This window comes from Pseudomonas sp. rhizo25, from assembly GCF_031931935.1.
GTDB classification, from domain to species: Bacteria; Pseudomonadota; Gammaproteobacteria; order Pseudomonadales; family Pseudomonadaceae; genus Aquipseudomonas; species Aquipseudomonas synxantha.
Map to the genome: position 1 here is coordinate 79,040 of NZ_JAUJXA010000003.1, position 12,252 is coordinate 91,291.

A 12,252-nucleotide genomic window follows, 5' to 3' on the forward strand; every position below is an offset into this window, starting at 1 on the left:
TTTGAGTGTCGAACGCGGTTTAAGGTGGCGTGTTTCTTTAAAGAAGGCCAGGGGGTATTTATGTCGATGTTTGATTAAATATGGGGAGTTTTTTCAAGGCGGGTGTGTGTGCGCTGGCAGCGTATGAAGTGTGTTTGTTTGAGGGGGGATACAGCTATTTGAAGTTGGGAAAAGTTACGGATGTAAGTGCGATCAAACAGGTTTTTACTTGAGTTGAATGATGGTCAGCGCTCCATCCGCGTGAACGCACTGATGGATAGGCAGGACAGTGCACGCCGACCCTGTAGGCAAGGGCGGCGTTCAACCGGCAGATCAGCGTGCTCTACAGCTCGCTGACCTTGACCCAGCGTTCTTCACGAGCCGCCGTACGAATCGCCGTCGCCAGCCGCTCGACTGCCCACGCCGCTTCGAAGTCCGTTCCATCCGCACCCTGGCCGGCCATGGTCATGATCAACTCGTGCACCTCCAGGGTCTTCAATTCGTTGTAGCCCAGTTGATGCCCCGCGGCGGGGCTGAACGCCGCATAACCGGGCAGGGCCGGGCCTGCCAGTACGCGCTGGAAACCGTCCTGGCCGATGCGGTACAGGCGCAGTTCATTCAAGCGTTCCTGGTCGAACGCCAAGGTGCCCTGGGTCCCGCTGATCTCAAAACTCAGGTGATTCTTGTAGCCGTGCTTGAGCCAGCTGCTACTTACCGTGCCGCGGGCACCGTTGGCAAAGCGCAGCAGGGCGTGTACCTGGTCATCCACGGCAATGGTTTTTGACGTTTGGCTGCCGGCCGTGGCGGGGCGCTGGGCATGCACGGTCTGGGTATCGGCGCACACACTGACCACATCGCCGACCAGATAGCGCGCCATCGACAGCAGATGGCTGCCCAGATCGGCCAGCGCGCCACCGGCGTGTTCGACCTCACAGCGCCATGACCAGGGTGAAACCGGGTCGGCCATGAAGTCTTCGCTGAATTCACCCTGGAAGCTGATGATCTCGCCGAGGTCGCCGTTGGCAATCATTTGCTTTGCCAGCACGATCATCGGGTTGTGCTGGTAGTTGTAGCCCACCCGTGTCACTACCCCGGCGGCACTGGTGGCGCGGCGCATGGCGTCGGCTTGCTCGAGGCTGACGGCCAGGGGTTTCTCGCAATACACCGCCTTGCCCGCCGCGATGGCCGCCATCGCCATGGGATAGTGCAAGTGGTTGGGAGTGGTGATGGCCACGACGTCGACCTTGGGGTCGTCGATCAGTGCTTGCCAGTCGCCGTGGGCCTGGCCAAAGCCCCAGGCGTCAGCGCAACGCTGGGCGCGTTCGGTGTCGGCATCGGCCAGAGCCGCCAGCTTGAGCTGTACCGGTAGTTCAAACACCGCCCGCGCGTTATTGAACGCCAGCGCGTGGGCGCGGCCCATGAAGCCTGTGCCGATCAAGCCGATTCCGAGTTCACGCATAGCCGTGGTCCTTTGGATTATTGTTTTCAGGAAGGCTATTAATGGAATAAATATTCGTTTAATTCAATAGGTGGAATAAAAATTCATTGCTCGTCAGCAAGAGGGCCACGCGCCTTGGGCTCATCATTTCTGCTGATAAAGCCATATTCACCCCTGGCCAAATGCCGCCAGTTAACAAAAGATAACGCAGCACCGATTGTCAGACGATTCCAAAGCCCGATAGGATGGCCCCTGCTTACTCCAGGCGCTCTAGATTGCAGGTTTCACGGCCCTGGAAGATGAGACGACCTAACAATAATAAATGGGAGAAAGGTCTATGAGTGAGCCTGTCATGGGTTGGGTTGTTTGCCGCCCACGCGCCGCACGCAGGGTTGCGTTGCTGGCCACAGCGCTCTCGCTGTTTGCCGGTGCCGTGTTGTCGACGCCGGTACTGGCTGCCAGCGATTCCACCGCCGCCGCGGTGTTTGCGATTGAATCGCCCAAGGCTGCCAAAGGCCTGATGATTGATGTAGTCCACGCAGGCAAGCGCTTGGTGGCGGTCGGTGATCGCGGGCATATCCTCTATTCCGATGACCAGGGCAACACCTGGACCCAAGCCAAGGTACCTACCCGGCAACTGCTCACGGCGGTGTTTTTCGTCGATGACAAGCACGGTTGGGCTGTCGGCCATGACGCGCAAATCCTTGCCAGTGCCGATGGCGGTGCTACCTGGACCCAGCAATATCAAGACCTCAAGCGCGAAGCCCCGTTGCTCGATGTGTGGTTCAACGATGCCAACCATGGCCTCGCCGTGGGTGCCTATGGTGCGCTGATCGAAACCACCGACGGCGGCACGTCCTGGAACGACGTCAGCGACCGTCTCGATAACGAAGACCAGTTCCACCTCAACGCCATCGCCTCGGTCAAGGACGCCGGCCTGTTTATCGTCGGCGAGCAAGGCAGCATGTTCCGCTCCAGCGACGACGGCCAGACCTGGGAAAAACTCGAAGGCCCCTATGAAGGCTCGCTGTTTGGCGTGATCAGCACGGCGCAACCGCAAACCCTGCTGGCCTATGGTTTGCGCGGCAACCTGTATCGCTCCACCGATTTTGGCAGCAACTGGGATCAGGTCGAACTCAATGCCACACGCGGTGCGTTGGAGTTCGGCTTGTCTGGGGCGACGTTGCTCGATGATGGGTCCATTGTCGTCGTCGGCAACGGTGGCAGCGTGGTGGTCAGTCATGACGACGGCCAGACGTTCAGCGTATTCAATCGTCCGGACCGGATTTCACTCTCGGCGGTCACGGCCGCAGGCAATGGCAACCTGATTCTGGTCGGGCAGGGCGGCGTTCGTGTCGCCACGCCCGCTGGCGCCGAACTCGTAAAACAATAATAAGGGCGGGGAAAGCATGAGCAGTCATCACAACGATAAAGCGACCTTTCTTGAGCGCCTGATCTTCAACAATCGCCCGGCGGTGATCGTCATCTGCCTGCTGGTGAGCGTGTTCCTGTTCTGGCAGGCGACCTTGATTCGCCCGTCCACCAGCTTTGAAAAGATGATCCCCCTCAAGCATCCCTTCATCGAAAAGATGATGGAGCACCGCAACGACCTGGCCAACCTGGGCAATACCGTGCGTATCTCGGTGGAGGCCAAGGACGGCGACATCTTCACGAAGGAGTACATGGAGACCCTGCGGCAGATCAACGACGAGGTGTTCTACATCTCCGGCGTCGATCGCTCGGGCCTCAAATCATTGTGGAGCCCCAGCGTACGCTGGACCGAAGTAACCGAAGAAGGCTTTGCCGGTGGCGAAGTCATCCCGCAGAGCTACAACGGCTCGCCGCAAAGCCTCGACCAGCTGCGTAACAACGTGCTCAAGTCCGGCCAGGTCGGGCGTCTGGTGGCCAACGACTTCAAGTCGAGTATCGTCGATATCCCGCTGCTGGAGTCCTACCCGGACCCGCAGGACCAGGGCAAGTTGCTGGCCTTGGACTACCAGAAGTTTTCCCATGAACTTGAGGACAAGATCCGCAACAAGTTCGAGGCGCAAAACCCTAATGTGAAAATCCACATCGTCGGTTTCGCCAAGAAAGTCGGGGACCTGATCGATGGCTTGATCATGGTGGTGCTGTTCTTTGGCATCGCCTTCATGATCACCCTGGTGTTGCTCTACTGGTTCACTTGGTGCATCCGCAGCACCATCGCCGTGTTGATTACCACCCTGGTGGCGGTGGTGTGGCAGTTGGGCTTGATGCACGCGGTCGGCTTCGGCCTGGACCCGTACTCGATGCTGGTGCCGTTCCTGATTTTCGCCATTGGTATTTCCCACGGCGTGCAGAAGATCAACGGTATCGCCCTGCAATCGAGTGATGCCGATAACGCCCTGACCGCCGCACGACGTACCTTCCGCCAGTTGTTCTTGCCGGGGATGATCGCGATCCTCGCCGACGCGGTGGGTTTTATCACGCTGCTGATCATCGATATCGGCGTGATCCGCGAACTGGCCATCGGTGCTTCCATCGGTGTGGCAGTGATCGTGTTTACCAACCTGATCCTGCTGCCGGTGGCGATCTCCTATGTGGGTATCAGCAAGCGCGCGATTGAGCGCAGTAAAAAGGATGCGCACCGCGAACACCGTTTCTGGCGGTTGCTGTCCAAATTCGCCAGCCCGAAAGTCGCGCCGGTCTCGATTTTCCTGGCGCTGATCGCCTTTGGCGGCGGCCTCTGGTACAGCCAGAACCTGAAGATCGGCGACCTTGACCAAGGCGCCCCGGAACTGCGCCCGGACTCGCGCTACAACAAAGACAACAACTTCATCATCAGCAATTATTCCACCAGTTCCGATGTGCTGGTGGTGATGGTCAAGACCCGAGCCGAAGGCTGCTCGCGCTACGAAGCCATGGCGCCTATCGACCAGTTGATGTGGAAGATGCAGAACACCGAGGGCGTGCAGTCGGCGATTTCGCTGGTGACCGTATCCAAGCAGATGATCAAGGGCATGAACGAAGGCAACCTGAAATGGGAAACCCTGTCGCGTAACCCGGACGTGCTCAATAACTCCATCGCCCGTGCCGATGGCCTGTACAACAACAATTGCTCCCTGGCGCCGGTGCTGGTGTTCCTCAACGACCACAAGGCCGAGACCCTTGACCGCGCCGTGCATGCCGTGCAGGACTTCGCCAAGGAGAACAACAAGGACGGCCTGGAATTCATTCTCGCCGCCGGCAATGCCGGGATTGAAGCGGCTACCAACGAGGTGATCAAGGAATCGGAGTTGATCATCCTGATCCTGGTGTACCTGTGCGTGGCGACCATGTGCATGATCACCTTCCGCTCCTGGGCGGCGACCCTGTGCATCGTGCTGCCGCTGGTATTGACCTCGGTACTGGGTAACGCGCTGATGGCGTTCATGGGTATCGGCGTCAAGGTTGCGACCTTGCCGGTAGTGGCCCTGGGCGTGGGGATTGGCGTGGACTACGGCATCTACATCTACAGCCGCCTGGAAAGCTTCCTGCGTGCCGGCCTGCCGCTGCAAGAGGCGTACTACCAGACGCTGAAATCCACCGGCAAGGCCGTGCTGTTCACCGGCCTGTGCCTGGCCATTGGCGTGTGCACCTGGATCTTCTCGGCTATCAAGTTCCAGGCCGACATGGGCCTGATGCTGACCTTCATGTTGCTGTGGAATATGTTCGGCGCGCTGTGGCTGTTGCCGGCCCTGGCGCGGTTCCTGATCAAGCCCGAGAAGCTGGCGGGGCAGAAGGGCAATTCGTTGTTTGCTCACTGAGCCCCTTCAAGGGGCGTCCTGCAGGAGCGAGCAAGCTCGCTCCTGCAGCGCCAGGGTTATAGCTTCAAGAACAGTTTCTGATCCAGGGGTGGGTTGATCCGGGTATGCACGATTTCTTCGATTGAAGAGTTATCCTGGCCGGCCTGGCGCACCAGGTCCTTTTGCGTCAGGTAGCGCTGCTCCGGAATCTTCAAATGCGCAGCGCTGTGGTCGGCAACGGGTGAGTTGGCCTTGGTGTAGTGAAAGTGCGCATACCACAAGTCCTTGAGTCCGTTTTTGTCGCGTATCGCGTACTCGGTGAGAAAATCGCCGCCCTTGAGGGGTTTATAGCGCTTGACTACACCGATATCAACGCGGCCATGGGTCCACAGGTAATCGATATTTTCCGGCCGTGGCGCCTGGCGCAGGTAGCCATCGCACCTGTGGGCAATGGCCTGCTCGCGCATGTGTGCCACTGCATTCTGCCATTGCTCCACCAGGGTTGCGGTTCGCCTATCGGCCTTGTGGTTGGCCTGCGCTTCCCGTGCCACTTGCTCAAGGCTATCCGCCTGGGCTTCGAGCATGTCGCTCCAGTCCTGGGGGTTGACGGATTCCCGTTGAGTCGGGTCATCAAGCTTCCTTTTCTGGAATTGAATCGAGCGTTCGATACTCAGCTGTTCGCTCATTAATTGGCGGGCCGAATCGACATAGGCCGATAAGGGTTTTGTCGCGGGCACCGGTTTGGGTTTGACTGCTTTTGGCTTGTCCACCGTCACCCATTCGCCGTCGGCCTGATGCCAGCTGTAGGTTTTCAGTGCCTGGCCGCTCTGGGGATCGAGGACATCAATGATCGGAACCGTTTCCCCGGGTTGCCTGGTGCGTAGTGTGCCGACCAGGGTTTGCTTGTCTCGGGTCTTGAACACCCGTTTGTTTGCCGACTTGCGCGCCCGCTCCTCCCGACGAAGCATCAAAGGTGGCAGGTGTTGTTCTTCACGGATCAGGTCGGCCAGTTCGGCCTGGGCCTGGGTGATGACTTTTTGCAGGGATTCAATAAAGTACGCGCCATAAACCGGACGGACGCTTTCGGGGCTGATGTCCTGGAGGGCTTGAGTGTTGCTCAGCTCGGCCTTGTATTTATCGATCAGTTCACTGAGTACCGCGATACGTTCGTCGGCGGTATAGCCCTCGTGCTGCTGCAACTCGATATGGGACATGGACACCGCGTTGAGCTCGGCACGGTTGAAGCGATCAAGGAAGAACCTTTTCTCGGGGGCGTTAGTAGGGACCATACGGTCGATGCTCAACTCACGCAGTGTGCTCAGTTGCTCCAGCCGACTTGTCAGTACCAAGTTGGCTGGTGGTTGTTGGGTGCTCCTGATAAAGATTTCGGCCTGTTTCTTGTTGGCGGGCGAGTCGCTTTTCCATTCATCGAGCAGTGCCTCATAGGCGTCCCCGGCCCTTATCAGGCGGGTCAGGCGCATCTCGCGCAGGCTCATGGCTTCGACCATTTGGGCATAGGCCTCGGGCTGATTGGCGCGGACCTTTTCAGCCAGGCTGGACATCGGCTCCCCCGAGGGGGCATGGGTAAACTCATTGGCGTCGTACAAGTGGTCGACGTAGATCGAGCGCAGGGTTTCGGCGATTGCCCGGTACTCGCCACCCCGTACATCCTTGAACACCTCCAGGTCCATGGCCGGATTATCGCTGCTTACCGCCTGGATCGCGTCTTTGCGACCCTTAATGGCGAAGCTGGCGTAACGTTGATAGTCATCCAGGCGCTTGCGCAGTAATGCTGTCAGGTTATGGTTATTGCTCAGCTCCTGCTGGTAGCGCTCGGCGAAATCAGCGCCGCGCTCTCCGCTGTTGACCAGGCCCCAGAGCGTCTTGAGGGTCTTGTCCGACTTTTTCAGGCTCTCCTCGGTTTGCTGGAGGCGCTCCTGGGCACCCATCATGAGCACTTCCATCGGCAGCACACGCTGGCGATGGGCCGCGAAGTTGTTGAGCATGACTTCACTCTGGTTGAAGTTCTCTTCGAGGGCGGCTTGCACCCGTTCACTGATGGGCATTCCGCCCTTGAGCCGGGGAGCTATATCCAATTGCCAATGGGCCTGGGCATCGCGCCTCAAAGGCGGGCCGGTACGCGTCTTGTCGTGCTCGTCTATCACAAAAACGCCGTCGAGATCCCGGGCCACCCGGAACCAGTGGTTATCGATATGGGCATGCAGTTTGTCGTCGATAAGGTAGAGACCTTCGGTTCTCCCGGTTTGAATCGGTGTGACCTCGCCGGCCGGTGCCGGAACGCTGAAGGTGTTGATATAGGCGCGCTGGGCAGGGCTCAGGCCCCGTAGGTTGGAGAAGGCAAAGTCGAACGGCTGGTGGCTGTCGAGCAGCCCGCTGGGCGCAGGCGCGTCTTCTTCGATCAGCACCTGGGTGGGCGGCGCCGTCTCGGCAGTGCGCCGCAGCGGGATCGACACTTGCGCACGCTCCATAAAGGGCACCTTGCCCAAGGGCCGTGCGGTGGCCTCGCTCGGCGTAGCGTGACTCAACAAGGTGGCGACATTCACCAGCAGGTCCACCATCGCTTGCGTGGTGTCTGCATGCGTCGACTCAGTGGCGTGCTTGATGTCGTTTTCGACACTGGCCAGTTGCAGCAGCCAGCCGGCCATGGCTCCTGGGCCGCGCAGTACTGGAAGCAAGGTATTGAACAGCAGCCAGCCGAGTTCCTTGTGCTGCGCCCAGCGGCTTTGGGCATCCGAGGTGGACTGGCCTTGGGCAAGGGTCACCAGGCTTCGGGCATTGCTGTTGTACAGGTGTTGCATCAGGTTGCCGTCGAGCAGGTCGCTTCTGAGCGTGCGGGCTGCAGCAAAGTCGTCGAGGGCCAATGCGGTCGGCGCAGGCGTTGCTGGGGCGTCGAACTCGTTGAACACGCTGTAGTGGGCGACATGGGGCGTCTTGAAGCCGCCATTGCCGTACACCGCACGGGCTTTGTCATCGGGCAGCCAGGCCAGGACACTCTGTTGCAACTCACCCGGTGCCTGGATGGCGGCCAACAGCGCGTCACGGCTGGCGAACTCGAGTAGCGCCGGCGAAAGCATCGGGCGATAGAGCAGATGCGGGCCGCGTGCGGAGTCCAACGGCTCGATCAGGAACATATTGGCCACCTCATCCGGTGTCGCGCCAGGTTTGCGCAGGAACGCCAGGGGGCGCACAGTTATCTCCTGGTCGTCGACCCTGCGCGCGCCGGTGCCAGGCCGAGTCACGGCCTCGACAAAGCGGCAGCCTTGCGCGGTGATGCCGGCCAGGCCTTTGAGCTTGAGTTCCTGGGCCTGCATGTTCAGTTGCAGCGGTACCTGCTCGACAAATAATGCGGTGCGTTCCCGGGCGTCGGCTGTGTCGCTGAGCAGGCGCTGGTTCAGCAGGGCGGGGTAGTGCTCGCCGATATTGACCGTGCTGATCAGGTCCTTTAGCCTCTGCGGCATCTGGGGGTCGGTCACCGGCTGCCCGCGCAGGCGGATATCCATGCTGCCTTTTGGCAGGCCGGCGAGGTTAGCCAGGGCCATGTCCACCAGGCTCATCTTGATCGGCTCGATGTAGCCGCCGGCCAGGGTGCCCACGGCCACCTTGAAGGTGACCTCCAGGTCGCCTGCGCTATAGCCCATGGACGCCAGTTGGGCGTTGAGCTGTTGTTCGGTATAGGTGCGGATATCGGGAATATCGCTGAGAAAGGTGCGCCCCTGGTGACGCGCTACGCTGCTGGCCAGGGCGAGGGTGTTGCGCTGGAAAGCAAGCTGCTCGGCGGCGCTGGCGTTGTTGAGCCATGCGGGCAGGTTGCGCTTCATCTGCGCCAGCCGTCCTGGCGTTGTGCTCGGCTGGCTATTGAACAGCTCAGCCGTGTCGGTGGCCTGGGAAAACAGCTGCTCAAGGTCGCCCACCTGCATACTCGCCGGTAGGTTTATGGCCTGCAGGTTGTTCAATTGGCGGTTGAGGATCATAGCGGCCTGGGTGTCGAAAATATTGCCGTCTGGCTCCATGCGCTTCCAGGACAGATGATCGAAACTGCGTTGCCCTTCGAGCCGTTTTGACAGGGATGCGGCGAAATCCTCCATTGAGGCATGGGGCGTCACCACCCCCGCGGGCGTCACCTGCAGTATCAGCTTCTGGTCGCCAACCTGGCGCGTGATCAGAAGGTCGGGGCTCAGAAGGGTGGCGGTGGTGGCTGCCTGTTTCAAGGTGGTCTGCACCATGAAGACTTGCGCCGCATCGGCGCCGATCACCCGACGGCGCTGCGTGATATCGGGATAACGTACGACCTGATCGAGGGTCTCGCGCTGCACTGCGCTCAGGCCCGGTTGCTGCAAGCCTGCCACGCGTACGGTGTCATTGAGACTGTCGCTGAGCCAGAGCCAGTGGCTGGTGGCGCTGGGGGTGTCCTGGCCCCAGAACCGGGTCAGGGCCTGCGCGTAGGCGTCCACAAGATTGGGTCGCAGGCTACGGATGGCCAGTTCGACAATGCGCGTATCCAGGGGCTCGCTACGGTTGCTGGCATCGACGACGCTCAGGGGATTGGCGGAGTGGGATTCGACCCATTGACTCTGCGCCGTGAAGCCCAGGTCGCTGCCGGTTGCCAGGTGTACGAGGGCCAGGTCCAGCAGTGGCGTCAGCTTGTACTGTACCGAATCGGTCGGCAGGCGGGTCGCCAAGGAAGTATTGGCGCTGTCGAAGTGCAGCGTCGGGTAATGGCGCTTGAGGGCCTCGTCCAGCATGCCCGCGACCACTGAACGCACCGTTGGCCGGCTGGCGAACTGGTTGGCGATCACCTCGGCGGGTGAGTTGGCCGCTGGCGCTGGCATTTCACTGAGCCTGCTCTGGAGGGTAGAGGGCATGCGTACGGGTGTCGGCAAGTTCGAGCGTCGGGGCTGCGCATCGCTGAGTGATGGCTGGTCGACCTTTGGCTCAAGCGGTGGCGGCGCAGGTTCGGCGGGTAGTGTGGCAGTAAATACGCGAGGGTTGTTTCTGATCGATTGCATGGCGCAATTCCTTTGCTGGGATGGAAATCGAGCAAGAAAAATATCGCGTTGGCAGACGGGCGAAATCGGCATTGCGTTAGGAGCTATTGCCGGAGCGTGCCCAAGCCCCGTGTTCCCTGGAGCCGCCCGGTGTATTTCCTCGTATTTGTAACCGGCGTGCGCGGCAAAGCAGGACCGCACGCGCTGCCCTGCGCTATCATCGGGGCTTTCCCGTAGATGATTGACTACCATGACTGCCGACACCCTGACCACCGTCCTTGCCACCAGCGACATGCTTGAAATCGATGGCCTGCATGCCTTTGACTTCGAACTCAAAGACGAAAAGCTGCTGATCACCGCCATGGACGGCCGTGCAGAAAAGCGCTGGGCATTCAGCTCGGCCCAGGTGCAGGCGGCCACGTTTGACGACACCCTGCAAAGCTGGACCCTGACCGGTGATTCGGGCGAGCACCGCCTGATCTGCATGAGCGCCTTCACCGGCAACAATAACGATGAGGATGAAGCTGATGTTGATGCGTAAATTCTGGCCCCTGTTGATGGCGGGCAGCGTCGGAGCCATGTCGGTGCAGGCTGCGCCGGCTGACACCTATGAACTGCTGGTGGGCAGCTACACCGCCGGTACCAGCGAAGGGATCTACCGCCTGCAGTTTGACAGCCGCACCGGCCAGTTCAGCGGCCAGCCCGTACTGGCGGCCAAGACGGCCAACCCCTCGTGGCTGACGGTTTCCCAGGACCAGAAGTACCTGTTTGTGGTCAACGAGAACGGCCCGGGCCAGAAAGACCCGGTCGGCCGTGTCAGCAGCTACCGCATCGACCCAAAGAACTATCAGCTCACCCTGATCAACCAGGTTCAGAGCCTGGGCAATGAGCCGACCCATTCCAGCGTCGCCGCCGATGGCCGCCACCTGTTCGTCGCCAATTATTCGGTGCTGGAAGACCCGGGCGGCAGCCTGGCGATCCTGCCGGTAGACGGCGAGGGCAAGCTGTCGGCCCCGGTGCAGTTGAGCGGGCACCCGGCCAGCCGGGTGAACCCTGAGCGCCAGGCCTCCAACCATGTGCATTCGGTGGTGTCGTCGCCGGATGGCAAGTATGTATTCGTGCAGGACCTGGGGGCGGACAAGGTGTTTGTCTACCAATACGACCCCAAGGCCAACCACGAGCTGCCGCTGACCCCGGCCAACCCGCCTTCGGTACAGTTGCCGCCGGGCAGCGGCCCGCGCCACTTGCTGTTCAGCGCTGACGGCAAGCACGCCTGGCTGACCACCGAAATGAGCGCCCAGGTCGCCGTGTTCGACTACAACGACGGCAAGCTCACGCAAACCCAGTTGCTGGACTATGCCGCCGGCCAACCGGTATCCGACAAGGCCGGTGCTGCGTTGCATGCTTCAAGCGATGGCAAGTTCCTCTATGTAAGCAACCGTGGCACGGCCAATCAGTTGCTGGTGTTCAGCATCGATCCGGCCACCGCGCACCTCAAGGAAGTCCAGCGCCGCTCCGTCGAAGGTGATCACCCACGCGAGTTCAGCCTGGACCCCAGCGGCAAGTTCCTGCTGACCGCTAACCAGAAAAGCAATGAAATCGTGGTGATAGAACGCGACCCCAAGACCGGCCTGCTGGGTAAAACCGTGCAGAAGTTGCCGATCGATGCGCCCAGCGACCTCAAGTTCCTGGTGCGTCAATAAGCCACAGGCCCCGCATTGCGGGGCCTGAGCCTTTGTATTAATTGCATTGATAGCAGCTACTGTTTCAAAGCATTTCTAAGGTCCAACCCTCGGGCGTAAGTTGAGTTCCAAGGCCTCCACCGGCCACTCAACCAAACGAACACAAGGGTTACCGCCATGAACTTGAATCTCTTCTCCATCATCGCCGCTTCCGCTGTCTCCGCCACCGTAGCATTGCCAGCCGCTGCCAGCGTGGAAGTCACCGGCAAAAAATCCAGCGTTACCGCCTATACCCAGAAATACCTGCAACAGAGCGCCAACTTCTACGCGGCGCTGGATCATAAGACCCAGGCTTAATGAAGATCAAACTGTGGGAGGGGGCA

General features: G+C 60.1%; 7 protein-coding genes. 5 read left to right on the plus strand and 2 right to left on the minus strand.

Going from position 1 to position 12,252, the window contains the following annotated elements:
• Positions 1-322: 322 nt before the first annotated feature.
• Positions 323-1,438 (minus strand): Gfo/Idh/MocA family protein, encoded by a 1,116-nt coding sequence (locus tag QZR30_RS07435; protein WP_311903120.1) that lies wholly within the window; start codon positions 1,436-1,438, stop codon positions 323-325.
• A 331-nt stretch (positions 1,439-1,769) separates the two neighbouring features.
• Here QZR30_RS07435 and QZR30_RS07440 point away from each other — a divergent pair, with 331 nt between their 5' ends.
• Positions 1,770-2,810, plus strand: coding sequence for a WD40/YVTN/BNR-like repeat-containing protein (locus QZR30_RS07440; protein WP_046068408.1), 1,041 nt, complete (start codon positions 1,770-1,772; stop codon positions 2,808-2,810).
• 16 nt (positions 2,811-2,826) lie between these two features.
• A complete protein-coding gene (locus tag QZR30_RS07445) occupies positions 2,827-5,202 on the plus strand; it encodes an efflux RND transporter permease subunit (RefSeq protein ID WP_046068407.1) in 2,376 nt (791 codons plus the stop codon).
• A gap of 56 nt (positions 5,203-5,258) precedes the next feature.
• Here the strand turns inward: QZR30_RS07445 and QZR30_RS07450 are convergent, their stop codons facing one another.
• Positions 5,259-10,208, minus strand: a complete 4,950-nt coding sequence (locus QZR30_RS07450; protein WP_311903122.1) for a hypothetical protein — start codon at positions 10,206-10,208, stop codon at positions 5,259-5,261.
• A gap of 229 nt (positions 10,209-10,437) precedes the next feature.
• Between QZR30_RS07450 and QZR30_RS07455 the strand changes: the two genes are divergently transcribed.
• The 3 genes from QZR30_RS07455 to QZR30_RS07465 all read left to right on the plus strand — a co-directional run bounded on the left by QZR30_RS07455 (position 10,438) and on the right by QZR30_RS07465 (position 12,226).
• Positions 10,438-10,728, plus strand: a complete 291-nt coding sequence (locus QZR30_RS07455) for a DUF5629 family protein (RefSeq protein ID WP_046068406.1) — start codon at positions 10,438-10,440, stop codon at positions 10,726-10,728.
• Complete coding sequence (locus tag QZR30_RS07460) at positions 10,715-11,890, plus strand: lactonase family protein (protein WP_046072480.1); 1,176 nt, start codon at positions 10,715-10,717, stop codon at positions 11,888-11,890. Before QZR30_RS07455 ends, QZR30_RS07460 begins: the two co-directional genes overlap by 14 nt.
• 156 nt (positions 11,891-12,046) lie before the next feature.
• Complete coding sequence (locus tag QZR30_RS07465) at positions 12,047-12,226, plus strand: hypothetical protein (protein ID WP_043050891.1); 180 nt, start codon at positions 12,047-12,049, stop codon at positions 12,224-12,226.
• Positions 12,227-12,252 lie beyond the last annotated feature (26 nt).

Excerpts from the sequence above, each read along its gene's own strand:
- QZR30_RS07450 (WP_311903122.1), bottom strand. The coding sequence starts at position 10,208 with ATGCAATCGATCAGAAACAACCCTCGCGTATTTACTGCCACACTACCC.
- QZR30_RS07445 (WP_046068407.1), top strand. The coding sequence starts at position 2,827 with ATGAGCAGTCATCACAACGATAAAGCGACCTTTCTTGAGCGCCTGATC.
- QZR30_RS07455 (WP_046068406.1), top strand. The coding sequence starts at position 10,438 with ATGACTGCCGACACCCTGACCACCGTCCTTGCCACCAGCGACATGCTT.
- QZR30_RS07435 (WP_311903120.1), bottom strand. The coding sequence starts at position 1,438 with ATGCGTGAACTCGGAATCGGCTTGATCGGCACAGGCTTCATGGGCCGC.
- QZR30_RS07440 (WP_046068408.1), top strand. The coding sequence starts at position 1,770 with ATGGGTTGGGTTGTTTGCCGCCCACGCGCCGCACGCAGGGTTGCGTTG.
- QZR30_RS07465 (WP_043050891.1), top strand. The coding sequence starts at position 12,047 with ATGAACTTGAATCTCTTCTCCATCATCGCCGCTTCCGCTGTCTCCGCC.
- QZR30_RS07460 (WP_046072480.1), top strand. The coding sequence starts at position 10,715 with ATGTTGATGCGTAAATTCTGGCCCCTGTTGATGGCGGGCAGCGTCGGA.